Source organism: uncultured Nitrosomonas sp., assembly GCF_902826915.1.
Classification (GTDB): domain Bacteria; phylum Pseudomonadota; class Gammaproteobacteria; order Burkholderiales; family Nitrosomonadaceae; genus Nitrosomonas.
Window position 1 is genome coordinate 1 of the sequence record NZ_CADEGP010000045.1, and the last position, 25,458, is coordinate 25,458.

Genomic DNA, 25,458 nt, shown 5'->3' on the forward strand with positions numbered 1-25,458 from the left:
AAAATCGCCATGGAAACATGGAAAGAAATCAAGTTCGAGTTTGATACGGTTGATAAGCTCGACGTAGCTCACAAGTAAGAATACATCACTCAAGGAGAAGAGTTGATGGTTAGCCATGCTCTTCTTCATCTCTCTAAAAATGAGGAATAAATTATGACCGAAGTAATCGATTACAAATCACGCGTCAGTGATCCAGCAAGCCGTAAATTTGAAACATTTTCCTATCTGCCTGCAATGGCTGACAAAGATATCAAAAAACAAGTGGAGTATTTAATCAGTAAAGGTTGGAATCCTGCCATTGAACATACAGAACCGGAATATATCATGGATTCCTACTGGTATATGTGGAAGCTGCCTATGTTTGGCGAAACTGATGTAGACCGCGTACTGGCGGAAGCCGCCGCTTGCCATAAAGCCAATCCGAATAATCATGTACGCTTGATTGGTTACAACAACTTTAATCAGTCACAAGGTACCGCCATGGTGATATACCGCGGCAAGACTGTTTAAGACACAACGGGTTTCGTACCCTGGAACCCCCTTACCTGCAAAGGATCGGGGTTTTTTTTTGACCCCAATAAAGTACTTTTCAGATAGCAATAACAGGAGTTCATCATGAGCAAAATCATTGATCAATACCGTGTAACCACTGAACCCTATTACCATCCTCTAGCTGATGAGGTGAAATTATATGAAGCCGCCTATTCGGTACGCATGCCTATGATGCTGAAAGGTCCTACCGGCTGCGGTAAAACCCGATTTGTCGAATACATGGCTTGGAAATTAAAAAAGCCGCTGATTACCGTTGCTTGTAACGAAGACATGACCGCCTCTGATTTGGTGGGACGTTTTCTATTAGATGCCAATGGCACACGCTGGCAAGATGGGCCGTTAGCTGTTGCCGCGCGTTATGGCGCAATCTGCTATCTGGATGAGGTGGTCGAAGCTCGCCAAGATACTACGGTCGTCATTCATCCACTGACCGATAACCGCCGTGTGCTACCTTTAGAAAAGAAAGGTGAATTGATTCAAGCGCATGCAGATTTCCAGGTGGTCATTTCCTATAACCCTGGTTATCAAAGCTTGATGAAAGATTTGAAACAATCGACCAAACAACGTTTCGGCGCGCTGGATTTCAATTACCCCAATCATGATATAGAAAGTGAAATTGTTGCGCACGAATCCGGTGTATCTTCTGACATCGCCGAAAAATTGGTATCCATCGCTGAGCGCGCTCGCAACCTGAAAGGACATGGCTTGGATGAAGGTATTTCAACGCGCATGCTGATTTATGCGGGCAGCCTGATCACCAAGAAAGTCGACGCCCATGCAGCCTGCCGTGTCGCATTGGTGCGTCCAATTACGGACGACCCTGATATGCGTGATGCATTGGACGCAGCGGTTAGTACTTTTTTTAATTAAGTGAAGCGGCTTTCAAAACACACAAACCAATCGATTGTTTTATGAAGATAGACAGGTGCTCCCATGAGTATTAATCTGAATGACTACAAAGAACTACTGGAAGATCTGGAACCCGAATCCGTTGAATTACTTCATCATGCCTGGCCTGAAGTCGTCAAAATTTTTTCTCCACGTGGATTGGATAACTACCTAAAAGGCGTTTCAGCACTACAGAGATTGGGACGTGGACGTAGCTTGGTTGATTGCTGGATTGACGAAATTCCACTGGTAGCTAAAGAAGTCGGTGAAGATATTATTGCTGATTTAGCCACTTCTGCTCTTTCGCTTGCCTCACGCACCTCGGGCGCTGTGATTGAATTGGTTTTAGCCACCTCCCCCACAGCAGCCAAACGCCTCGGCGATACACAACTATTCCAAAATTATCTGCAATTCCTGAATACATTGATTGCACAAGCGCCGCGTGGCATACGTCCAATGCTCAATAAACTGGATATCCTGTTCGGTCAACTGACTTTAGGGGGTTTGCGCCGCTGGGCCATGTGGGGTGCGCATGCGCATCGCACCAATTACGAAGAGCAAGTCAAATACTTCGGATTAGATTCCAAGGAGTCGCTCGCAATCCTGCAGAAAGAGCGTAAAGGCACGCTGTTTGTCGATGTGCAGCGCCGTATCAATATGTATCTACGTGCACTTTGGGGTCGGGATTTTTTCATGAAACCGACTTCTGGCGACTTTGAATCACGCGAGGGCTACAAGCCGTTTATTGAAAATTATTTCATTCACCTGCCCGATGCTTATGACAGTCATGGCGACGTTTCCGCCACCGAAGTCTATCGCGCCGCTGCAGCGCACGCTGCCGCGCATCTGGTGGAAACCAAGGTGCCGATTTCCGCAGAAGGTTTGAATCCAATGCAAATGGCGATCATTGCCATCATCGAAGACGCACGCGTAGAAGAACTCTCAATTCGTCACTTTCCTGGCCTGCGCAAAGCCTGGTCAGCACTGCACAGCGCCACCCCGGACATGAACGCTTCGATGGGTGATTATCTCAACCGCCTAGCACGTGCATTGCTTGATCTGGACTACAAGGATAAAGATCCGTGGATCGTTGAAGGCCGCAAATTGTTTAAAGCCGCGCAAGATAATCTGAACAGTTACCAAATTTCGTGGGATATCGGCGTACAACTCACACATAGTTTCCGCACTAAAAATATTCCATTCAATGCCCGCACCGATATACTCACGGCACCATATCGCGACGATAACCGCTACTTCTGGGAATTCGAGGAATTTGATTTCAACAAATCGCTTACCGCTGGTTATCAAGCACCTAAACAAGTCCGTAAATACGTCAATGTGATGGAATTTGCCAATGAAGTTGAGGTGGAAACAGCCGGCGATGATGCACAGGAAATATGGGTCATGGGCACCGAATTCTTCCCCTATGAAGATAACGGTGTTTCATTCAATCAAACAGAAGGCAAGGAACCCGTCTCAGCGCCGTACCACTATTCCGAATGGGATTATCAAATTCAACTAGAACGCCCGGATTGGGCTACTGTACAGGAAAAGCGCGCCAAGCTGGGCGACATGCAGTGCATTGATGACATCGCGTTGCAGTACAAACGTGAAATTGCGCGCATGAAATTTTTGCTCGATGCCATGCAACCGCAGGGCACACGCCGTATTCGCAAACTGGAAGATGGCGATGAAATTGATATCAACGCCGCCATTCGCTCGATGATCGATATCCGCATGGGCATGCAACCCGATCCGCGCATCATGATGCGCTCGGTACGCAAAGTACGCGATATCTCGGTACTAGTGCTGCTCGATCTATCTGAATCCACCAACGAAAAAGTCTCCGGCCGTGACCACACGGTACTGGATCTGACCCGCCAGGCCACCGTGCTCCTTGCCAACGCCATCGACAAAATTGGTGATCCGTTTGCGATTCACGGTTTCTGTTCAGATGGGCGACATGATGTGGAATATTTCCGCTTCAAGGATTTCGAACAACCCTACAATGAAATCCCTAAAGCACGCCTTGCAGGCATGACCGGGCAATTATCGACCCGCATGGGTGCCGCGATGCGTCACGCCAGTCATTATCTAAAACTACAGAAATCCGCGAAAAAACTGCTGCTTGTCATCACCGACGGCGAACCTGCTGACGTCGACGTGCGCGATCCGCAATACCTACGTCACGATACCAAGAAGGCGGTGGAAGAAGCAAGCCGTTGCGGCATCCTCACTTACTGCATGAGCCTTGATCCCCGCGCCGACCAATATGTGTCGCGCATTTTCGGCGAACGCAATTATTTAGTTGTGGATCACGTGGAGCACTTACCGGAGAAATTACCGGTGTTGTATGCGGGGTTAACAAGGTAAATTATTGAAAACAATGATTTGTATTCCTTTGTATATTGCTTTCTCGTTATCATTTCTTCCTCCAGTTAAGCTATTTTCTCTTAACTGGAATGTCCGGTTTCATTAAGCCAGGTCATTCCGATCGTGGTAGTCAATATTGTTCAAAAGCTTACAGGGTGCTACAAATAAGTTTTAAAATGAAAACCTCGATGAGTCGTAAAGGTGATTGCTGGGATAATGCGCCAATGGAAAGCTTCTTTGGCACATTGAAAAATGAATGTTTACATCACTATAAATTTAAAACCAGAGCTGAAGCAAGAAAATAGCGTTTGAATATATTGAGGTGTTTCACAATCGTATTCGAAGGCATGCAAAACTTAAGAGTCAAACCCCTGCTGATTTCGCTAAAACTTGCATGCAAAAACTTGAGAGAAATGTAGCATTCTCGAAATACTTGCCCGCCCACTAAATCGGATCTAGCTCAAAGCAAGCGAAGGTCGCTTTATGGTCAAAACCACTGAGTTCCTCGATCCGGAAGTCTATGCCAAAGATAAGGAAATTACCGTTGCCGGGGTAATTGCTGGTGATATTGAACGGACTGTCGGAAAAAGAGTTATCAAATACCGTTACTATCTGCAACGGCAATTTACCTTTAGCCAACCTATCCCAATTATTATGACAACCGGGGTTATGGTACTCATCCCTATTTTGGCTATCCTTGCTACTATCCATTTTTCCGAGGAGGGATTTATGGACCTTATTATCGCTGGTGAGCTGCAATATTATTTGCCATAACTAAAAAATTTCTTGCGCAGTATAAATATTCTGCACTACTAAAAAAAGTTTATCGCATTGGTCTCTTTCTTTTCAAGGACATACCCATTCTCCAAAAGACTCTCATAAAAATGCAGTTGGTTCTTTCCGTTTTGTTTTGCATGATAAAGCGCTTGATCTGCACGTCCAATGATTTCGGAAGCCAAGTCGTTCAATTCGTTAATCAAGGTCGCACCCATACTGATTGTCACGCCATCGATTTGCGGAAAGCGATATTCTTGAATCTTATAACGAAAACGCTCCAATGCTTTATAGGCTTCTTCCTTATCGAAAACACGGAAAATCACTACAAACTCCTCTCCGCCAAAGCGAAACAATAAATCCCTTGCGCGGAAATTTTGCTTCATCACATAGGATAACAGCAGCAAAACCTCATCTCCCATGATATGACCAAACCGGTCATTAATCGACTTAAAATCATCAATATCAATGATGGCGAGGCAGAATTTTCCTGTTTCGACCTTTAGCCTTCTCCGGTTTAATTCACTACCATCATGATCCTGATTAATATCTGAGCTTAATGTGAGTGCACTTATTTTCTTGATATTCGCCTCAAATGTTTGACGGTTCAATAAACCGGTTAGCTTATCTTTTTGACTTTCATCCAACAAACTACAAAAATTATGCGTAATACTCAGCAAACTGGAAATGATCAGTATTTCTCCTTCAGTCAATGAATGAGAGAGTTCAAAAGTCAACATCCCCTCAATTTTATTGAGGGACAGTATGGGGTAAACAACCAGATACCGGTCTTCTTGGTAATGAATATATGGTTTCTTCGTTGTCTCTATCCACAACTGAGCAGATTTGATTTCCTCAGGAATCATAATTTCTGATGTATAAATTTCCTGTGATTCTGAGAATTGTCTTTTATCATCATTTTGAATCAAATTAGCTGAATAAGTCGACAACCAGCACGTGGTATTGAACTGATCAAGCTTATACATTGAAATCTGATTAATACTTAAAAGTTCAGCCAAAGTTTTCAATAAGCTGAATTCGAACAACTCAACATCTCGAATGGTAGTCAGAGATACTAATTTATTCAGCAGAGAAGGCGGTGCAGCGTCTTTTTTATTAAGCATGCGTAAGATTTGGATGACAAAGCAATATCGTGATTATATCCATATTACTTAGATGGGTAAAACCTCAAAATTAATAAAAAGGGTTTAAAATCGCTCTTAAACAAAAACTATCAGGCTCATTCAGAAATTTGCAGTTGAAATTTCTGCAGTCTGCAGACACCTGAAAAACTCCAGAAGGATTAGTAGTAGAATATCACCAGACCTGCATATCTGGGTTTATTAGCAGGAAACTTTACAATCAGTTAAGCAGAAAGAAATTGATGAAAGGAAAAGAACCATGCATGTAACCATCGTTTATGCTTCAGTCAAACCGGAAAAAGTAGAGGCATTCAAGAAAGCTTGTCAACTCAATCACGAAAACTCCATTCTTGAACCAGGTAATGTGCGCTTTGATATTCTGCAATCCGCGGATGATCCAACAAAGTTTGTATTTTACGAAGCCTATAAAACTCAACAGGATGCGCTCGCCCATAAAGAAACAGCACATTACCTATCATGGCGGGATACCGTCGCGGATTGGATGGCAGAACCACGTCAGGGCGTTCCCTATCAAGGCTTGCATCCGGTCGTAAACAGCTAATGTTCAATTTCTCCATCGCTCGACTGCCGCGTATCGAATTTGGCGCGGGTGTTATTAAAAAATTGCCGGATATTATTGCAAGTTATGGTTCGCGCATCTTGCTTGTAACAGGGGCAAGCTCACTCACTAATACCAACCATTGGGAAACTCTGATCAATCAACTCCAACAACGCACAATAAGTTGGCAGCATTGCGTGGTTGCTAAAGAACCATCCCCCATGCTGATTGATGACCTGGTCAAAAAATATGCCAATCAATCACTTGACGCCGTGGTGGGCATCGGCGGCGGCAGTGCCTTGGATGCCGCAAAAGCCGTTGCCGGACTAATAAAAATTCAACGCTCGGTCATGGATTACCTGGAAGGCGCCGGCCCGGAATTACCGTACCAAGGCCCAGCCATCCCATTCATTGCCGTACCCACCACCGCCGGAACCGGCAGCGAAGCCACCAAAAATGCCGTGCTGAGCGTACAAGGCGAAAACGGTTTTAAGAAATCATTCCGGCATGACAAGCTAGTCGCTGAATATGCCATTGTCGATCCGGATTTACTCGCCAGTTGCCCACCCAATGTAATCGCCGCCAACGGCATGGATGCGTTAACGCAACTGCTGGAATCGTATGTATCGACCAAATCCAATGCTTTCACCGATGCTTTGGCGATCAGCGGCCTGCAAGCCGCCCGGGATGGGTTGATTCCACTCTACCGTCAGGAGAGGGAGCTGCAAGAGCATCGTGAGAAAATGGCCTATGCCGCGTTGCTCTCTGGCATCACGCTGGCGCAAGTTGGCCTCGGCGCAGTCCATGGCCTAGCTTCCCCACTAGGCGCTTTTTATCCGATCCCGCACGGCGTCGTCTGCGGCACCCTAGTCGCATCCGCCACGCGAATCAATATTCAAAGCATGCAGGCACGCGAACCCGGCAACAAGACACTGGCAAAATACCTGCATGTCGCCGAAATTCTCTGCCAGAAACGCTTCATCGATCCTCAAGCCGCGTATAACGCATTAATCGATTTGCTGGTGCAATGGACCGACGAACTTGCTTTGGCGCGGCTATCGCATTACGGTTTGCAAGAAAATGAATTAGATAAAGTCATCGCTAATTGCCGCGGCAGCAGCATGAAGACCAATCCGATTGTGTTGAAAGATGAAGAAATCAGAGAGATATTGCTGGAACGATTGTAATAATGCACCCTGCCGCAAGCAACGAGGAATATAACCCGAAGAGATTTAAGTTGCCCCAATCTCGCGAGTCAAACCCCAATAGATTCCAGCTCAGCCCTGATAAACAAAAAACGACGGAGAATAGACATGACCTCAACCGATAAAAAAATCGCAAAATTATATCGCATGGTAATGAAAGATCATATCTGCCCTTATGGTCTCAAATCAAAGGATTTGCTGGAGCGCAAGGGCTTTAACGTTGAAGACCGCCACCTTGAGACACGCGAAGAAACAGATGCCTTCCAGGAAAAACACCATATCGAAACGACGCCTCAAACTTGGATTGATGGTAAACGTATTGGCGGATACGATGCACTGCGTGTGTATTTCGGCGAAGAAGTCAAAGGTGATGACGACACCAGCTATAAACCGGTCATCGCCATATTCGCTGTTTCCTTTCTGATAGCATTGGCCATGAGTTGGCAAACCTACGGGACTGTATTTACCGTTCGCGCTTTTGAATGGTTTATTTCCGTTGCTATGTGCTTACTTGCAGTACAAAAGCTGCAAGATATAGAAAGCTTTTCGACCATGTTCTTAAATTACGATCTGCTGGCCAGGAAGTGGGTGCGTTACAGCTACCTTTATCCGTTTGGAGAAGCGCTGGCGGGTATCCTGATGATCTCGGGTGCGCTCGTTTGGCTATCCTCGCCCGTGGCGCTCTTTATCGGCACCGTGGGCGCAATTTCGGTGCTTAAGGCTGTGTACATCGACAAACGCAAATTGAAATGCGCCTGCGTCGGCGGCAGCAGCAAGGTGCCATTAGGCTTCGTATCCTTGACCGAAAATTTGATGATGATGGCAATGGGGATTTGGATGTGGATCAAATGAACGCACACCTTTTAACCTGCAGGTAACGCTATGCTAGTATTAGTCAGTGTAAGCATCTGATCGTAGACTGCAAACAAGATTTGGCTTGTAATGCCGTCGCAAACGCTTTTCAATCTTCGTAACATAATTGTTGAATTTGGCGATTGTTACGAACAATTGTAGATTACTCGCGAAAGAATCAATACAGTATCATATTACAAGAGATTACGGAGATAACATATGACAAAGAAAACAGAAACACTCAAGGCATGTGCCGTAGGGATAAACCATGTGGCACTAGAGGTTGGAAACATTGATGAAGCGTTGGAATTTTATAGTGGTTTCTTGAATTTTGAAATTCACGATAAAAGTGATACACAAGCCTTTATTTATTTCGGCGATCAATTTATTAATTTCACCCGGTACAGCGATAGAAAGCCTGATGAAAAAAGGCACTTTGGAATTGCTGTTGATGATAAAGAATTGGCGCGACGATCACTGGAAGAAATGGGCGTTAAGCTTTTAAGTGGTTCTTTTCTTGATTTTCTTGACCCATGGGGAAATCGAGTAGAAATTACTACCTATATTAATATTCAATACACAAAGGCAGACCACATTCTGCGCGGTATGGGATTGAGTCATCTCAGAAAAACCGAGCAAGCGTTGGCCGAGCTGCGAGCAAAAGGTATGGCACCAGAAAATGAAATCGACTGAAAGCTTTTATGAATTAATAATAGCTACACTTTCAGCGTGCAACCAACTACCGTCTGGTTGACTCTTACCTCACGGCCTTGGGACACAGGCTAAAAGACCAATATCTACGTTGACATCCGCGACAGTTCAAAAAAATTGATAGCCTATCAAGAAGAAAAAATCTCTCCCAAAAAATTCGCAATCGAACGATATGCGCGATTCGCCGTCACTTCCCTATAGACCGTGCCAAGGTCGGGGTTATTGGCTTTCGGATTGGTGAAAGCGTGCATTGTGCCGCCATACACATGCACCTGCCAATCCACTTGGGCCTGGGTCATTTCGGTTTCAAACACGAGCACTTGCTCCGGCGGCACCATCGGGTCGTCGTGGCCATGCAGACAGAGCACCTTTGCAGTAATGTTTGCATTGGCAACATTGCCGGGCGCAAAGATACCGTGGACGCTGATCACGCCTTGCACATCTGCACCTGAGCGTGCCAGTTCCAGCACGCACATGCCACCAAAACAATAACCCATCGCGGCAATTCTTGAGGTATCGACTTGCGGCAATTGCTGCACGGCTTGCAGTGCAGCAGTAATTCTACGCCGCAGCAGGGCGCGATCCTGAGCAAACGGTGCCATCAACGCGCCGTTCTTTTCTACGTCGCCATCGGCACCGAATATACCTTTGCCGTACATATCCAACGCAAAACCCACATAGCCCATGTCAGCGATTCTTTCCGCTCCTTTACACGCCATTTCGCGCCGCCCGCTCCAGTCATGCGCAACCAATACAACGGGTTGCGGCTTATCGGTTTCGTGGTATGCTAGATACCCTTCCAGACTTGTATTTCCATCCTGATAATCAATCATTTTTGTAATCATATTGTCACCTTTACTTGAAAGAGCAGTGATAATCTCATTATGTCGTGTTAATGTATATCCGTGAATATTGACCTAGAGGACTCGATCATGACTCATACATTCAAATCATTATTAATCGGTATTTCCGCGCTCATTCTGTGCGCAGCATCTACCCATATATTAGCGCAGGATTTTCCCTCACAAAAAGTTTTATCATTGGAATTATCAACCCAGGCGGCGATGGCGGCAATCAAAAAATGTCACGACGATGGATTCAAGGTCAGCGTGGCCATTGTGGATCAATCTGGTTTGCTCAAGGTGCAATTGAAGGCCGATGGCGCTGGGCCGCATACGCTCGATAGCAGTCGCCGCAAGGCCTATACTGCCAATAGCTTGCGCGATTCGACGCATAAATTTGCCATCCTGGTGACGCAAAAACCGGAATTGCAAAGCTTATCGCGGATGAACGAAAACATTCTGTTATTGGGCGGCGGTTTTCCGATCAAAATCGGCGGCGAAGTAGTGGGCGGCATCGGCGTCGGCGGCGCGCCAGGAATTGAATATGATGAAGTCTGCGCCAGCGCGGCACTGAAAATTTTGAAAGCGGACGATACCTTTGAGAAGCAGTAATTATTCTCCCCGCATCAGAGCAACATATGCGATGAACATTTCTTCCAGAAACAGGCGCGGATTGAGCGGATGACGTGACAGTTGTTGTTTGGTGTTGAGTTCTCGCGTGAAAGTCACACACTCTAGCAAATTGATCCGCTCGCTTAACGCTTGAATGGCCTGCAATTGGTTCAAATAGTAGCGGATCTTTCCCGTGGTGCGATAACTGACTAGGTCATAGCACCATTTTTGTAACCAATCGACGACAGCAGGCAGATTCATTTGCTGCAACGTTCCGGCCAATAATAATGGATCCAGTTGTTTGGGATTGGCAATGTGCTGGATAAATTGTTCATACTGCGCCGCGTATTCGCCTTTATCCAGCAACAATGCGGATAAAGGCGAATAACCTGCGCCCGCAAGTCGGCCTTCGGGATCATCGACCGCCTGCTGTTTCAGCCATGCAACAGCGGTTTCAACATCCGGAATTGGCATCGCAATTTGTTGGCAGCGGCTACGTATGGTCGGCAGCAAATGCTGCGCTTGATGCGTGACCAGGATGAACAAGACATTTTCTGGCGGTTCTTCAAGTTTTTTCAGCAATGCATTGGCTGAGGCGGCATTCATCGCTTCCGCCGGATAGATCAGAATAATCTTATACCCCCTTTGATGCCCGGTCAGATAGACAAAATCGGATAGTTTGCGGATTTGCTCGATGCTGATTTGCTGGCTGACGCTTTTTTTGCTTGCCGCGCTACCGGATTTTTCTTCACCCGCCTCTTTCTCGCTTCCTCCCGACATGACAGCAAATGCTTCCGGCATCACCGAATAAAAATTAGGGTGCGTGTTTTGCTCAAACCAGCCGCAACTCAAACATTCCCCGCAAGCCTTGCGATCAGCCCTTGGTACGATACAGAGCAATGATTTCGCCAGTTGGCGCGCAAAATCATATTTGCCGATGCCTGGTTTACCTTTGAGCAACAACGCATGCCCCAAGAATTGTCGGCTATGCGTCAATTTCTGCCAAATGTCCTGTTGCCAGCTATAGATATCACCCATGATTCAACAGAGGCTGCAACGTCTGTTCAACCGCAGCTTTGACTTGCGCTAAGGATTGGCTGCTGTCGATGATTCTGATACGGCCAGGAAACTGCTTTGCTCTATCCAGATACGCTACGCGCACGCGCTGAAAAAAGTCAGCTTGTTCTTGCTCAAAACGATCTCTATTCTTGATTTGATTAACGCGCTCTTGCCCGACTTCCACCGGCACGTCGAAAAAAAGCGTCAAGTCGGGTTGCAATCCGCCTTGCACCCACTGTTCCAAGATAGCCAGTTTATCGCTATCCAATCCCCTGCCACCGCTCTGATAAGCAAAGCTGGCATCGGTAAAACGATCCGATATCACCCATTGATCTTGCGCAAGCGCGGGCAGAATCACCTTATCCAAATGCTCACGCCGAGCAGCGAACATCAGCAACACTTCGGTTTCCGCATGCATGGTTATAGCCTTGTCCAGCAACAACGCGCGTAGCTGTTCACCCAAAGCCGTCCCGCCCGGCTCTCGCGTCATTACGACTGGCCTTCCCACGCGTTGCAATAGCTCGACAATCCACGCCAGCTGGGTCGACTTTCCCGCGCCGTCTATGCCTTCCAGCGTAATGAATTTGCCTTGCTTCATGCGATTCCGGTTTTCAAGTTTTGATAAGGTAAGCTACCATGCACGATCATATAATTATCAGCCCATTTTATCATGCCCATTGATACCGCTGGCTTACTGGATACTGCTCGATTCATCGCATCCCCTAACTGTGACGATCGTCCGGGAGATACGAAAATCAGCTTATTGGTGATCCACAACATCAGTCTCCCACCCAACCAATTTGGCGGCAATGGCGTAATTGAATTGTTTACCAACCAACTCGACCCGCAAGCACATCCTTACTATCAATCATTACAGGGATCGAAAGTATCGGCGCATTTTTTCATCCGCCGTGATGGTGCAATCATTCAATTTGTCCCCTGTATTAAACGTGCCTGGCATGCGGGTGTATCTTGTTGGCAAGGAAAGGAGCGATGCAACGACTTTTCGTTAGGCATAGAACTCGAAGGCAGTGACACCATACCGTTTACTGAGAACCAATATTCATCATTGACTGCACTGACGCAGTGCCTTTGCAATCAATATCCCATCCAGAATATTGCCGGACATTCTGATATTGCACCCGGACGCAAAACCGATCCGGGGCCTTGTTTCAATTGGAACAAATATGCGTTAGAGCTAGGCGACAAGAAAGTTTTTACTGCAGCCCAGCATTTATTATGATGCGGAAAGCACATTGCATCACGTACATTTTCCTGGATTAGCTGCGTATCACCCGATAGTCTGCAGTTAATCGACATTCACCTCCCGGCACGACTTCCACCACATCATTCGCGGCATTCGTGGTTTCAACGCACAGCAAGCGCTGATAGTCGGCGTCTTCCAGATCGGCCATTCCCTTGGAAATTTTTTCCCAGGGATTCCAGACCACTGCGGTTTTACTGCCTTGCGAAGTAATCTGAATACGCCGATTGAGCGCACTATCGGCGATTATTAAAGTATTTCCCACATCCAAATAGATGCGATCGACTTCGGATTCGATGGTCACAGCACCCGATTGTTGCTTTTGTGCATTGCCGCCGCCCGCCTTGTCGATATATTCACAGTTCTCCAAACCAAGCACTTTCGTCCGTGCGATATCACCCACTTTAAAATAAGTATGAAACGCTTGCGTAATGGAAAATTTTTCTTTGCCGGTATTACGCGTGATCAGAGACAGATTCAAGCTTTCGCCAATTATAATTTCTTGCTGCAGACTGAACGATTGCGGCCAGATCTCGTGCGTGTCCGGTGTATCCATTAAGCCTAGCGTGACTTTGACATCACCATTTGCCATGGCCTCGGTTGCCACGACATTCCACGCACGATTACGCACAAAACCATGTCCCGGACGGCCCTTGCCTTCCGGATCGGCACCAAACCACGGCCAGCAAATCGGCGCACCGCCTTTGATCGCCTTGCCGTCCTGGTAATATGCTTTTTCACTCAAAAACATGACATCTTCCGGTTCACCGGCTGGCTGATACGACAAAACTTGTCCAGCATGAATCGAAACCAGCGCTTGGGCTTTGGCACTATTCACCTGAATCATCGGCAATCCGCCTTTACCAGCTATAAATTCAAGCTTCCCTGTCAGTTTGTATTTAGCGTTGAGTTGCTCAATAGTCATGATTTTCCTTATTCAATTGTTGGTTACTCAGTTTATTTATGCTTTGATGGGTATTATCCGGCTGGCCGCAAGTTTAGCACGGCTGCGAGCTTCGTCCGTATTAGCACCATTCGCCAGCGCAACGCCCATGCGTCGGCGCTTGAATGATTCGGGTTTGCCGAACAAGCGTAAATCGCTGTGCGGGACGCTGAGTGCTTCAACCACACCGGAGAATGCAATACCTTGCGCTTCCAGTTGGCCATAAATCACTGCGCTGGCACCTGGTGCCAGCAAAGTAGCATCCACTGGCAATCCCAAAATGGCGCGCGCATGTAAATCAAACTCACTTTGTTTCTGGCTGCACATGGTTACCATACCAGTATCATGCGGACGTGGACTAACTTCACTGAACCAGACATCATCACCCTTGATAAACAGTTCCACACCGAAAACACCCAAACCACCCAGATCATCAGTGATTTTTTTAGCAATATCACGTGCGCACTCCAATGCCATGGGTGACATTCCCTGTGGTTGCCAGCTTTCGACATAATCACCATGCACCTGCACATGACCAATCGCTTCACAGAAATGCGTTTTAACATTACCATCAACATCCAGTGCGCGTACCGTCAGTTGCGTAATTTCGTAATCAAAATGGATCACTCCTTCGACAATTACCCGCCCCTGATTCACCCGACTACCGCTCGCAGCGTAATTCCATGCTGTTTCAATTTCATTTGCATTCTCAATGCGCGATTGTCCTTTACCCGAAGAGGACATCACCGGCTTTACGATGCAGGGATAACCAATCTTGGCATTAATTGCTACGCGCAGTTCATCCAAACTATCGGCAAACGCATACGATGAAGTTGGCAAACCCAGTTTTTCTGCTGCCAGACAACGAATTCCCTCACGATTCATCGTAAGTTTAGCGGCACGCGCAGTAGGAATCACGGTAGCCATTTCCGCTTGTTCGATTTCTATCAGCATATCAGTTGCAATAGCTTCAATTTCCGGCACGATGATATCGGGGCGTTCTTGCTCAATCAGTGCGCGTAACGCCTGACCATCCACCATATTAATCACATGCGAACGATGCGCCACCTGATGCCCAGGCGCATCGACATAGCGGTCTACTGCAATTGTTTCCACCCCCAATCGCTGCAACGCGATAATGACTTCTTTACCCAGCTCGCCACTGCCTAGCAGCATGACTTTGGTCGCTGATGCACTCAGCGGCGTACCGATAGCGGATCGTTTATTCATCATATTTTTCCTCGGTTGCTGTTCTTTTCAAATTCTGTTGTTGTAACGCCCATTGCACGTGCTCACGCACCAAAACTGAAGCATCGTCGAGCCGCGCTTGCAACGCTTGGACAATTTCCGCCGAATACGGCGCATTTCCTAAACCGACCGCGATATTGCGTAACCACTGCGCATGGCCGATACGGCGAATCGCACTGCCGGCCAATTTAGCTTCAAATGTTTGTTGATCCCAACTGAATAAATCAATCAGCGACACATCATCCAATCCATTGCGCACATGAAAATCATTCTCGTTAGTAATTTGGGCAAATTTATTCCACGGACACACTAACTGGCAATCATCGCAGCCATAAATGCGATTACCAATCAGCGAGCGTAACGACTCCGGAATGCTGTCTTTTAATTCGATGGTCAGGTAAGAGATGCAGCGCCGCGCATCAACCTGATATGGCGCAACGATGGCTTGCGTCGGACAAATATCGATACATCGGGTGCAACTACCACAATAATTTTCAGTTTCCTCATCGACAGGCAGCGGTAGATCGGTATACATTTCACCGAGAAAAAACATCGAACCCGCTTGGCGCGACAACAATAAAGTATGCTTCCCGCGCCAACCCAGACCGGCTTTCTGTGCCCACGCCACTTCCATAACCGGCGCGCTATCGGAAAAAACCCGGTAATTGAACGGCCCCGCTTCCGTTGTCATTTTATCCGCCAATTTTTGTAATCGTGAGCGCAGAACCTTATGATAGTCTCGTCCCAGTGCATAGCGCGAAATAAATGCCCGTTCTCCCGAGTAAATTACATCCCAGCTATTTTTGACTGCAGGCGGCGCATAATTGATGCACACAGAAATAATTCGCAGTGTATCCGGTTCAAGTTCGGCAGGGCGGGAACGTTTGGTGCCATGTTTCGCCATATAATCCATTGCACCGTGATATCCTTTATCCAACCATGCGAACAAACCGGACTCGACCACAGTGATATCCGCTTTGGCATCGGCGATACGGACGTCATGAAAGCCTAACTCCCTGCCCCATGTTTTAATGGCAACAGCCAAGGCTGCATAATCAGATATATTATTTGTTGGAGTATTCTCTTGCATAACATTCATTCGGCAGATGCTGATTCAGCACAAAACCTTACGCACCATCTTGCCGACGAGGAAGAAACCATTAAATTCGGTGAAAAATTAGCAACTTGCTTGCATTCTGGTTTGACAATTCATCTGTTTGGTAACCTAGGCGCCGGTAAAACCACATTAACTCGGGGTATTTTACACGGCCTTGGATACTCGCATGTCGTCAAAAGTCCTACATATAATTTAGTTGAAATCTACAAAATCTCTGGGTTATACTTGTATCACTTTGATTTTTATCGATTCAATGATTATTCTGAATGGGAAGAAGCAGGTTTCCGAGATTATTTTAATTCAGATTCGATTTGTTTGGTGGAATGGCCTGAAAAAGCAGGGGATTTATTGCCAAGAGCTGATCTGCAGTGCTTTCTTAACATGCTTGATCCGGGCAGAAATATTGAAATCCGGAGCGGCACAGAGACAGGAAAACAATGCTTGATACGTTGGAATACAGAAAAAAACACCTGATTGCATATTTTAGCGACTGCAGCGATGCTACCGTGAAACATGGTTTTCTAATGCCCCTGATATTAATCTTTTTTTGTTGCTGGATGTTGTTGAGCCAATCCATTCTGGCTGCAGATGCCACCGTGCAATCCGTTCGCGTTGGATTGACTCCTGACTACACGCGTATCACGCTTGAATCCGATCGACCGCTTGACTATGAGCTAAGTATGCTGGATAACCCGCACCGCGTGGTTATTGATCTAAGTAACACCAAGCTTAATCCAGTACTGCATACCCTGCCCCAGCAGGTGGATGCCATCGACCCATTTGTACAAAATATTCGTATCGGTCAGTTTACACCGCACGTTATCCGGCTGGTATTCGATTTAAAAGCGCATGTCGTTCCACGCACATTTGTTGTACCACCCAAAGAAAATTTTGCTTATCGATTGATATTGGATATTTATCATCCGCACAAAGCAGCCAGGGTGGATTTTAACAATCGCACCCATCCTGCTGCCAGCACTAATCTTGAAACAGATGCCCTGGATAAACTGGTTGCCTCTCTGATACATGGCAGCAACAAACGGAAACCCAGCCCAACTCAATTGATTCCCTCATCTCCCCCCAAGCTCCAACTTCAACAAGCAAACCAAACCAAACAACCCAGCAGTTTTCAAGCAGCACAAAGCCGCAAACCCAATTCGACGCCACCCAAAAGTATGGTGCCTCGGATTATCATTGTAGCGATTGATCCTGGTCACGGCGGCAAGGATCCTGGAGCGGTCGGGAAACAAGGCACTTATGAAAAAGATATCACATTGGCAATTGCCAGAAAACTTAAGGGAAAAATTGATAAAGAGCCCAATATGCGGGCTGTTTTAACACGTGATGGCGACCATTACATTTCACTTCCGCAACGACGAATAATTGCACGACGCGCCAATGCCGACTTGTTCGTGTCAATACACGCAGACGCTAATCCAAAATCACATGCCCATGGCTCTTCGGTATTCACTTTATCTGAACATGGCGCCACTTCGACTACGGCCAGCTGGCTCGCCGACAAGGAAAATAGTGTCGACGGCGATTTGATGGGAGGAATTGACATCACGTCAAAATCAAAAGATATCAAAGAATTGTTACTGGACTTGTCACTCAATGCCGCCATCAATGACAGCGTTAAATTGGCTGAATATGTTCTTAAACAACTAAGCAACATCAATCACTTACACAAAATAAATGTAGAGCAGGCTGGTTTTGCAGTACTTAAATCACCGGATATTCCTTCAATTTTGGTGGAAACCGCTTTCCTCAGCAATCCCAAAGAAGAAGTAAAATTGCGCAGTGGAGATTATCAAAGCAAGATGGCAGATGCGATGTTTTTAGGAATAAAGAATTATTTTTCAGATAATCCGGCATTAGCTCGCGCTACGATAGCGCAAACAAAATAAATCTGCTGAATGTTTGTCGGAAGCATGACAAATCTGATTAAACCGCTTTGGATTGTTATAAGCATATACAATAAAAAAATTTTCAAGTAGATCGCGATAAGCACGACCCAACTAAGATGCAAAAATCTGCTGGCATTAGATAACCCGATCGGTTTTATACCTACTTGGTAATTCCATGAATAAAACCAAGTCCAAATTAATATCTGTTCATCACTCTCGAAAAACCATGAGTCATTGGTATCAACTCTGCACTAAAGAGGGTTTACCTCACATTATCCTGACAGGTAACTATACCTTGGCCGCATTGGAATCCTTGTTAACATCCTTAGAAGACGAGCTATCCCGTGCGGCTGAAAATCAGAATCTTTGTTGGGATTTAACGGGCATTGAACAAATCGATACTGCTGGCACTGTCATGCTTTGGCGTGCATGGAAGACAAAGCGCCCAGAGCATCTACAACTGCGTCCCGAACATGAAAAGATATTTGAACGCTTAGAACGGCTGCCCACTCTCCGATTAGAAACCAAGCACCGGGATTTACTATGGCCAGTCACTGCCTTAGGAGAACTGGCGCTAGTTTTATGGCAACATTTCGTAGGTTTGATTGTATTGATTGGTCAATTAATGCTTGATGTGATTTACTTAATCCGGCATCCTGTCTATATTCCTTGGCGTGAAATCTCTGCAAATTTATACAGAACTGGCGCACAGGCGCTGGGCATTACTGCATTGGTGGGATTTCTGATCGGGATCGTATTAAGCTATCTTTCATCCAAACAATTGCAATTATTTGGTGCCGACATCTTTATAGTTAATATATTGGGAATTAGCATCATCCGCGAACTGGGGCCAATGCTGGCAGCAATACTGGTAGCAGGTCGCTCAGGTTCAGCAATGACTGCACAACTGGGCGTTATGCGTGTAACTCAGGAACTGGATGCTTTGACTGTCATGGGCATCTCTCATAGTCAACGATTGATATTGCCCAAAGTGCTGGGTCTTGGCATTGCTATGCCACTCCTAGTCCTATGGACCAGTGCAGTGGCCTTATTAGGCGGCATGGTCGCAGCCGAAATACAACTAGGCTTACACTATCATTATTTCATTACTGCACTGCCGGATTCTGTGCCAATAGGAAATTTGTGGCTGGGATTAGGAAAAGGGATTGTAAGTGGAATGGTGATAGCATTGATTGCATGTCATTTTGGCCTAAGAATCAAACCCAACACTGAAAGTTTGGGTGAAGGCACTACCGCTTCTGTGGTGACTGCCATCACCGTGGTCATCATTATAGATGCAATTTTTGCAATACTATTCTCTGACGTGGGAATTGGTTAGACTAATGAACAAGTCGAAATGTATTATTGAAATCAAATCACTAAACACTCGCTACGGCAACCATATTGTCCATCGCGATGTCAATTTAAATGTGTATCGCGGCGAGGTTCTGACATTGATCGGTGGCTCAGGCAGTGGAAAAACGACATTACTACGTCATATGCTGGGGCTTGAGCAGCCTTCCCATGGGACAGTGAAAATTTTTGGCAGTTCTCGGAACGATGCCAATTTCAATCTGCAAAAAAAAAATATACGAGGTCATTCCGGCGTACTTTTTCAGCAAGGAGCATTATTTAGCGCATTAACTGTGTTCGATAATGTTGCGCTGCCCTTACGTGAATTGCATACGCTCAGTGAAGACATAATTCGTGATTTAGTATTGATCAAACTCAATATGGTGGCAATAAAACTCGAGCATGCTGATAAGATGCCAGCGGCCTTGTCTGGAGGAATGATTAAGCGCGTCGCCTTAGCTCGTGCTCTGGCATTAGACCCAGAAGTTTTATTTCTCGATGAACCTACTGCCGGGTTGGATCCAGAGCTAAGTCAAAGTTTTGTAGAATTGATTCTTGCTTTACGCAGTGAGATGAATCTCACCATTGTTATGGTTACCCATGACCTTGATACACTTGTAGCATTATCTGATCGCATTGCTGTTCTTGCTGATCAACAAGTGATCGTAACGGGCACCTTGGATGAAATTGATCGCTTTCAACACCCATTTATTACCAGCTTTTTTAAAAGCATACGACATAAAATCGAACAAAAAAATCACTCGGAGCAAACATGGAAAATCGTGCCCATGCCCTCATAGCCGGAATTTTTGTTATTTTATTGAGTATTTCTGTAGCTTTAGTCGCTATGTGGTTCAGCGGCAACAATACTAAGCGCACAGATTATCTCGTGGTTACCAGGGAATCGGTGAGCGGGCTTAATCCTCAATCTGCCGTACACTATCGCGGCGTTAATATTGGCAAAGTGGAAAAGATTCAATTTGATCCTGATAATCCACACCAAATACTTATCCAAATTGCAGTTAACGAGAATGTTACCCTGAGAAAAAGTGTTTATGCGCAATTAGGCTATCAAGGGGTCACCGGACTCGCTTATATTCAGCTAAATGATGATGGTGTTGATAATGAGATACTTAGCGATGAAAGGATTCCAATGCGTCGATCATTGTTGGATGAGGTCACAGGCTCTGGACAGGATCTACTCAGCAACGTCAATCAGTTAGTCTTAAAGATGCACCAATTGCTGAACGAACAAAATCAAAATCATGTTTCACAAATTTTGCAGAATATCGATAAAGCAACTAATAATTTTGATAATATTGCTGGGCACTTACAACCAGTGTTAAGTGCTTTTACTGAATTAACCATAGAATCAGGTACCTTGGTCAAGCGTCTGGATCAACTTCTGGGCGAGCTCAATCTTACAGTATCCAAAGCGAATCAAAAAGAAGGTATCTTTGATAGCTTGTCGCAAAGTACCCAAGAACTCGCCACTACAATTCCTGAGCTGCGACAATTAAGTCATAGCATAATACGTAATTCCAATAACTTAGACAAAGTACTTCACCAATTAGAAGAAAATCCGCAGAGCTTAATATTTGGTCGAACTTCCTCATCGCCTGGTCCGGGCGAGACAGGTTTTGTTCCACCCACAGGAAATAAACCATGAAGCAAATGCCATTGTTGATCCTTTTTATTCTCTTTCTAACGGGTTGCTCTGTATTGCACAAACCTCAATCTGCCATATCGACTTACGCATTGGGTATGCCGCATTTATCACTGACCGAGCAAGTACCCAAGCAATTGCAACTACACCGAAGAAGCCTGCTAATTACTGATGCAACAGCGCCCGCTTGGCTGGATAATACCGCGATCCATTACCGGTTGCTCTATCACAATCCTGCGCAGTCTTATGCCTATGCCAGTAGCCGCTGGATCGCGGCACCTGCAACGCTGCTTACTCAACAAATACGCAACCGCATCGTGACCAGCACGCCTGAGCAAGTCTTGAAAGACAGTGGTATAGCCAAAGCTGATTATGCGCTACAAATTGAATTGGACGAATTTACCCAGCTATTTGATGCAACAGATTCTAGTCATGTCGTTGTTAGCCTTCGTGTTAGCTTAATTGAACGTAATTCCCGCAAGCTATTCGCTCAAAAAGATTTCAGCACTATCGAAAGCACTTCTTCTGCTGATGCCGCAGGCGCAGTATTCGCGCTTAACTCTGCGAGCAATAAATTAATAAATGAATTAGTGAACTGGCTGACCGTAGAACTACCTCCCGCTTAACCTTGTTATGATTACCAAAATTAATTACAAGTTTGATTAATTTGTCCTTCGCTTATGATAGTATCCGGTAAATTATCATTTAGGATTTTTCCATGCGTTTAATCTGTACCGTGATCCTGTTAGTTTATTCTTTAAGTGCATGTGGACTCAAAGGTCCGCTTTATCTTCCTAAAACTAATGAAGCTAGTCGCTTGACTCCAGTTGAAATTGAAAGATAATGAGCGGTTTTCCAGAATTTGATTACCATGACGATGAGCTCTTTGTCGAATCAGTACCTTTAAAACAGATTGCCGAGAAATTTGGAACACCGTGTTATGTTTATTCGCAATCAGCGTTAACTAAAGCTTATCAAGAATTCGATGCTGCATTCGCAAATCGTGATCATTTAATTTGTTTTGCAGTAAAAGCCAATTCAAATATTGCCATACTTAATCTGTTCTCCCAACTTGGCAGCGGTTTCGATATCGTGTCCGGCGGAGAATTGCAACGTGTCATTAAAGCAGGCGGAGATCCAGGAAAAACGGTCTTTTCTGGCGTTGGAAAAAATATGCATGAAATGCGTATGGCGCTAGACGTCAATATCTTATGTTTCAACGTAGAATCTGAGGCTGAATTAATTTCATTAAATCAAATCGCCAAAGAAATGAACAAAATAGCACCGGTTAGTTTGCGTATAAATCCGGATGTCGATGCTAAAACACATCCATATATTTCCACCGGCCTCAAAGAAAATAAATTTGGCATCCCGGCCAGCGAAGCTGAAAGAATCTATCAATCTGCGCACTTATATCAAAATATTCGTTTTATCGGCTTAGATTGCCACATTGGCTCGCAGTTGACAGAACTCGATCCCTTCATCCAAGCCAGTAAAAAAATGCTCAACTTACTGGATACCCTACAGTCAAAAAATTTAGAAATTGAGCACCTAGATTTAGGTGGAGGATTAGGTATTCGCTATACCAATGAAATTTTGCCCTCGATTCGCGATTATGTCTCCATGCTTTGTACCAGCACGCATCAGGTAAAACAGCGCCTTTTAATTGAACCGGGCCGCTCTTTGGTAGGTAATGCAGGCATCCTTCTGACACGCATTGAGTATCTGAAGCATACGCCTACACGTAATTTTGCCATTGTTGATGCAGCAATGAACGATCTTATGCGTCCAGCACTGTATGATGCCTATCATGAAATTTTACCCGTTAACAAGAACTCTGGAGAAATCAAAGATTATCAGGTCGTTGGACCTGTATGTGAAACAGGCGATTTTTTGGGCCATGATCGTCAGATCGGTCTGATGAGTGGTGATTTTTTGGCTATCATGTCAGCCGGTGCGTATGGTATGAGCATGAGCTCGAATTACAATTCGCGGCCGCGCGTCGCTGAAATCATGGTAGATAAGAACACTACCCATATTATCCGGCAACGTGAAACAATTGATCAGTTATTTTCTAACGAGAAAATTTTATCTCACTGAGCAACATGAATCAGGGGACGCATTTAATTGTATTAACACGCTGTATTGCTTTATGATAAATCTGTAATGACAAGCCACTCTCGCATCAATGATGAGCAATATCAAGACTACATCCTGCAGGGTGTCTCACGCACTTTTGCATTAACTATTCCACAATTGCCTGAGACTTTACGCTGCATCATCGGTAATGCATACTTACTTTGTCGTATCACTGACACGATTGAAGATGATAATGCTCTGACAATAGAACAAACCCGACAATTATCGAACATGTTTGCTGAAGTGGTATGTGGAAATGCATCAGCGGAGGAGTTCTCACAAACACTGCACCCTCTCCTTTCTAAGCAAACCATTCCTGCAGAACATGACTTAATTAAAAATACACCCGCAGTTATTCGCATCACACACAGTTTTAACCCTGTACAACGCAAAGCATTGGAGCGATGCGTTAGAATCATGGCGCAGGGTATGGCGGATTATCAGGAAACCGAATCTTTGGAAGGACTCAAAGATTTATTCGCAATGAACCAATATTGCTATTACGTTGCAGGCGTTGTCGGTGAAATGTTAACCGAGCTATTCTGTGATTACTCAGAGGAAATCAATACGCATAAACCCGCTTTGATGAAACTTGCCGTATCATTTGGACAGGGCTTGCAAATGACAAACATTCTTAAAGACATATGGGATGACCGCGAGCGTGGTGCATGCTGGCTGCCACAAGATATTTTTCTTAAGAATGGATTTGATCTCAGCAAATTGCATCCTGGTATGAGTGATACCAAATTTCAAGCCGGATTAGCAGAACTATTGGGGGTTGCCAAAGGGCATTTACTTAACGCCTTGGTCTACACTAGCCTAATCCCTCCGCACGAAAAAGGTATTCGCCGTTTTTGTTTATGGGCCATTGGCATGGCCATTCTGACTCTCAACAAGATAAATCAACACCGGAATTTTTCTGCAGGAGCGCAAGTAAAGATCAGTCGTCGTAGCGTAAAAGCGACCATTTTAACAACCAGCTTGTTTGCCAGTCACAACTGGATACTCGAGCTATTGTTCAAGTATACTTCCAGAAACCTTCCTAAAGTTAACTTACACCAAGCTGTGTTATCAGAAATTAACTGAGCAATTGCGATAATATGAAATCATTGGTTACAGGCGCAAATGGATTTCTCGGTTCAGCGGTCATGCGATGTTTGCTAACTGCCGGACATGACGTTCGTGTTCTGGCTAGACCAAACAGTGATCGGAGAAATCTTAGAAATTTTGCGGTTGAAATTTCCGAAGGCGATCTACGTGACCCTGAATCCCTGAAACGTGCAGTTCGTGGTTGCGACAGCCTTTTTCATGTCGCTGCTGATTATCGCCTCTGGGTCCCTGACCCAGAAACCATGTATGATATTAACATTAATGGTACGCGCGCACTCATCTTAGCTGCTCATCAGGAAGGCATAAAACGCATGATCTATACTAGCAGTGTGGCGACACTCGGCCTCAATCCCGATGGAGCACCGGGCAACGAAGAAACTCCATCCGATATTTCTACAATTTCCGGATACTATAAACGCTCCAAATATCTCGCCGAACAAATGGTGAAGCAATTAACCGATGAGCACCACTTACCCTTAACTATCGTCAATCCTTCGGCTCCGATAGGTCCCGGAGACATTCGCCCCACCCCAACTGGGCGCATCATACTAGATACACTCATGGATCGCATGCCTGCTTACGTCAATACTGGACTGAACATTGCTCATGTCGATGATATTGCATATGGTCATTTATTAGCGTATCAGCACGGAAAAATAGGGGAACGCTACATATTAGGTGGCGATGACATGACTTTGCTACAAATCTTAAAAACTATTGATTCAATCACCGGAAAAAAGAAGAACCGTATCAACATACCTATCAGTGTAATGTTGCCTATAGCATGGTGTATGGAAAAAATTGCAAACCTCACGCACTCAGAACCGCGCGCAACGATGGATAGTATTCGTATGGCCAAGAAAACAATGTTTTTCTCCAGTAAAAAAGCACAGCATGAATTAGGTTACCAATACCGCCCCGCATTTGAAGCAATTAGAGACGCCATTAACTGGTTCAAAGAAAATGGTTACAGCAACAAATTAATCAAAAAACATTTGTCCTAAAAACACCATAAACCCAGGCTGATTTTGTTATTTCTTATTGCATAACTTCATATATTCATGAATGCTCTCAACAGAATAGTTTATAAATAGTCGGTCCTGAAATATGCATAATCATTTGATATTATGCATGAATGCGCT

The 25,458-nt window shown here is 45.2% G+C and carries 27 protein-coding genes and 1 pseudogene; 21 read left to right on the plus strand and 7 right to left on the minus strand.

Translation table 11 applies throughout. The annotated features are described in order from the left end of the window. Window positions 1-153 precede the first annotated feature (153 nt). From QZV86_RS09000 to QZV86_RS09020, 5 genes and pseudogenes are all read left to right on the plus strand, one after another. Window positions 154-510, plus strand: a complete 357-nt coding sequence (locus tag QZV86_RS09000) for a ribulose bisphosphate carboxylase small subunit (protein ID WP_295626598.1) — start codon at window positions 154-156, stop codon at window positions 508-510. Window positions 511-615: 105 nt separating this feature from the next. Continuing rightward, window positions 616-1,422, plus strand: a complete 807-nt coding sequence (locus QZV86_RS09005) for a CbbQ/NirQ/NorQ/GpvN family protein (RefSeq protein WP_295626601.1) — start codon at window positions 616-618, stop codon at window positions 1,420-1,422. Between the two features lie 63 nt (window positions 1,423-1,485). Then, on the plus strand, window positions 1,486-3,813 hold the full coding sequence (locus QZV86_RS09010) for a nitric oxide reductase activation protein NorD (protein WP_295626604.1): 2,328 nt from the start codon (window positions 1,486-1,488) through the stop codon (window positions 3,811-3,813). A 113-nt stretch (window positions 3,814-3,926) separates the two neighbouring features. Continuing rightward, a pseudogene (locus tag QZV86_RS09015) lies at window positions 3,927-4,261 on the plus strand (IS3 family transposase); the annotation flags it as partial. A 35-nt stretch (window positions 4,262-4,296) separates the two neighbouring features. Beyond that, entirely contained in the window at window positions 4,297-4,587 is a 291-nt protein-coding gene (locus QZV86_RS09020) for a Slp family lipoprotein (RefSeq protein WP_295626607.1), read from the plus strand. A 38-nt stretch (window positions 4,588-4,625) separates the two neighbouring features. Here QZV86_RS09020 and QZV86_RS09025 read toward each other — a convergent pair whose 3' ends face one another. Then, window positions 4,626-5,711 (minus strand): GGDEF domain-containing protein, encoded by a 1,086-nt coding sequence (locus QZV86_RS09025; protein ID WP_295626610.1) that lies wholly within the window; start codon window positions 5,709-5,711, stop codon window positions 4,626-4,628. 277 nt (window positions 5,712-5,988) lie between these two features. On the opposite strand from QZV86_RS09025, the gene QZV86_RS09030 reads away from it, so the two are divergent. The 4 genes from QZV86_RS09030 (at window position 5,989) to QZV86_RS09045 (ending at window position 9,038) form a co-directional block, all read left to right on the plus strand. Next, a complete protein-coding gene (locus QZV86_RS09030; protein WP_295626613.1) occupies window positions 5,989-6,291 on the plus strand; it encodes an antibiotic biosynthesis monooxygenase in 303 nt (100 codons plus the stop codon). After that, window positions 6,291-7,475 (plus strand): iron-containing alcohol dehydrogenase, encoded by a 1,185-nt coding sequence (locus QZV86_RS09035; protein ID WP_295626674.1) that lies wholly within the window; start codon window positions 6,291-6,293, stop codon window positions 7,473-7,475. Before QZV86_RS09030 ends, QZV86_RS09035 begins: the two co-directional genes overlap by 1 nt. A gap of 126 nt (window positions 7,476-7,601) precedes the next feature. Beyond that, entirely contained in the window at window positions 7,602-8,345 is a 744-nt protein-coding gene (locus QZV86_RS09040) for a glutaredoxin (RefSeq protein ID WP_295626615.1), read from the plus strand. 219 nt (window positions 8,346-8,564) lie between these two features. Then, on the plus strand, window positions 8,565-9,038 hold the full coding sequence (locus tag QZV86_RS09045; RefSeq protein ID WP_295626618.1) for a VOC family protein: 474 nt from the start codon (window positions 8,565-8,567) through the stop codon (window positions 9,036-9,038). 146 nt (window positions 9,039-9,184) lie between these two features. Here QZV86_RS09045 and QZV86_RS09050 read toward each other — a convergent pair whose 3' ends face one another. Further along, the gene (locus tag QZV86_RS09050) at window positions 9,185-9,901 is read right to left on the minus strand and encodes a dienelactone hydrolase family protein (RefSeq protein ID WP_295626621.1); all 717 of its coding nucleotides are present in this window, start codon (window positions 9,899-9,901) and stop codon (window positions 9,185-9,187) included. Between the two features lie 87 nt (window positions 9,902-9,988). On the opposite strand from QZV86_RS09050, the gene QZV86_RS09055 reads away from it, so the two are divergent. Further along, on the plus strand, window positions 9,989-10,510 hold the full coding sequence (locus tag QZV86_RS09055) for a heme-binding protein (protein ID WP_295626624.1): 522 nt from the start codon (window positions 9,989-9,991) through the stop codon (window positions 10,508-10,510). On the opposite strand, the gene holB is transcribed toward QZV86_RS09055, so the two are convergent. Next, a complete protein-coding gene (holB, locus tag QZV86_RS09060; RefSeq protein ID WP_295626627.1) occupies window positions 10,511-11,548 on the minus strand; it encodes a DNA polymerase III subunit delta' in 1,038 nt (345 codons plus the stop codon). Further along, a complete protein-coding gene (gene tmk / locus QZV86_RS09065) occupies window positions 11,541-12,167 on the minus strand; it encodes a dTMP kinase (protein WP_295626630.1) in 627 nt (208 codons plus the stop codon). Before tmk ends, holB begins: the two co-directional genes overlap by 8 nt. A 72-nt stretch (window positions 12,168-12,239) precedes the next feature. Here tmk and ampD point away from each other — a divergent pair, with 72 nt between their 5' ends. Further along, window positions 12,240-12,812, plus strand: a complete 573-nt coding sequence (ampD, locus tag QZV86_RS09070) for a 1,6-anhydro-N-acetylmuramyl-L-alanine amidase AmpD (RefSeq protein ID WP_295626632.1) — start codon at window positions 12,240-12,242, stop codon at window positions 12,810-12,812. A 37-nt stretch (window positions 12,813-12,849) separates the two neighbouring features. Here the strand turns inward: ampD and QZV86_RS09075 are convergent, their stop codons facing one another. The 3 genes from QZV86_RS09075 to queG are packed head-to-tail and all read right to left on the minus strand — an operon-like array spanning window position 12,850 to window position 16,114. Then, window positions 12,850-13,758 carry a D-hexose-6-phosphate mutarotase gene (locus QZV86_RS09075; protein WP_295626635.1) on the minus strand — a complete coding sequence of 303 codons (909 nt, stop codon included), beginning with the start codon at window positions 13,756-13,758 and terminating at the stop codon, window positions 12,850-12,852. 36 nt (window positions 13,759-13,794) lie between these two features. Further along, entirely contained in the window at window positions 13,795-15,009 is a 1,215-nt protein-coding gene (gene purT, locus QZV86_RS09080; protein WP_295626638.1) for a formate-dependent phosphoribosylglycinamide formyltransferase, read from the minus strand. Beyond that, window positions 14,999-16,114 (minus strand): tRNA epoxyqueuosine(34) reductase QueG, encoded by a 1,116-nt coding sequence (gene queG, locus QZV86_RS09085; protein WP_295626641.1) that lies wholly within the window; start codon window positions 16,112-16,114, stop codon window positions 14,999-15,001. Before queG ends, purT begins: the two co-directional genes overlap by 11 nt. Between queG and tsaE the strand changes: the two genes are divergently transcribed. The 10 genes from tsaE to hpnA all read left to right on the plus strand — a co-directional run bounded on the left by tsaE (window position 16,109) and on the right by hpnA (window position 25,320). Continuing rightward, complete coding sequence (tsaE, locus tag QZV86_RS09090) at window positions 16,109-16,615, plus strand: tRNA (adenosine(37)-N6)-threonylcarbamoyltransferase complex ATPase subunit type 1 TsaE (RefSeq protein WP_295626645.1); 507 nt, start codon at window positions 16,109-16,111, stop codon at window positions 16,613-16,615. The two genes, queG and tsaE, sit on opposite strands and share 6 nt — an antisense overlap. Further along, on the plus strand, window positions 16,579-18,048 hold the full coding sequence (locus QZV86_RS09095; protein WP_295626649.1) for an N-acetylmuramoyl-L-alanine amidase: 1,470 nt from the start codon (window positions 16,579-16,581) through the stop codon (window positions 18,046-18,048). Before tsaE ends, QZV86_RS09095 begins: the two co-directional genes overlap by 37 nt. A 226-nt stretch (window positions 18,049-18,274) precedes the next feature. After that, window positions 18,275-19,387, plus strand: coding sequence for an ABC transporter permease (locus tag QZV86_RS09100; protein ID WP_295626677.1), 1,113 nt, complete (start codon window positions 18,275-18,277; stop codon window positions 19,385-19,387). A 4-nt stretch (window positions 19,388-19,391) separates the two neighbouring features. Beyond that, window positions 19,392-20,201: an ATP-binding cassette domain-containing protein gene (locus QZV86_RS09105; RefSeq protein ID WP_295626651.1), complete on the plus strand. Its 810-nt coding sequence runs from the start codon at window positions 19,392-19,394 to the stop codon at window positions 20,199-20,201. Next, window positions 20,174-21,070, plus strand: a complete 897-nt coding sequence (locus QZV86_RS09110) for an MlaD family protein (RefSeq protein ID WP_295626654.1) — start codon at window positions 20,174-20,176, stop codon at window positions 21,068-21,070. The genes QZV86_RS09105 and QZV86_RS09110 overlap by 28 nt, the downstream gene beginning before the upstream one ends. After that, on the plus strand, window positions 21,067-21,693 hold the full coding sequence (locus QZV86_RS09115; protein ID WP_295626657.1) for an ABC-type transport auxiliary lipoprotein family protein: 627 nt from the start codon (window positions 21,067-21,069) through the stop codon (window positions 21,691-21,693). The genes QZV86_RS09110 and QZV86_RS09115 overlap by 4 nt, the downstream gene beginning before the upstream one ends. A gap of 92 nt (window positions 21,694-21,785) precedes the next feature. Further along, window positions 21,786-21,911 (plus strand): lipoprotein, encoded by a 126-nt coding sequence (locus QZV86_RS09120; protein WP_295626662.1) that lies wholly within the window; start codon window positions 21,786-21,788, stop codon window positions 21,909-21,911. After that, a complete protein-coding gene (lysA, locus tag QZV86_RS09125; protein ID WP_295626665.1) occupies window positions 21,911-23,167 on the plus strand; it encodes a diaminopimelate decarboxylase in 1,257 nt (418 codons plus the stop codon). Before QZV86_RS09120 ends, lysA begins: the two co-directional genes overlap by 1 nt. A 66-nt stretch (window positions 23,168-23,233) precedes the next feature. Next, window positions 23,234-24,292 carry a phytoene/squalene synthase family protein gene (locus tag QZV86_RS09130; RefSeq protein WP_295626668.1) on the plus strand — a complete coding sequence of 353 codons (1,059 nt, stop codon included), beginning with the start codon at window positions 23,234-23,236 and terminating at the stop codon, window positions 24,290-24,292. Window positions 24,293-24,306: 14 nt separating this feature from the next. Next, window positions 24,307-25,320 (plus strand): hopanoid-associated sugar epimerase, encoded by a 1,014-nt coding sequence (gene hpnA / locus QZV86_RS09135; protein ID WP_295626671.1) that lies wholly within the window; start codon window positions 24,307-24,309, stop codon window positions 25,318-25,320. Window positions 25,321-25,458: the final 138 nt, after the last annotated feature.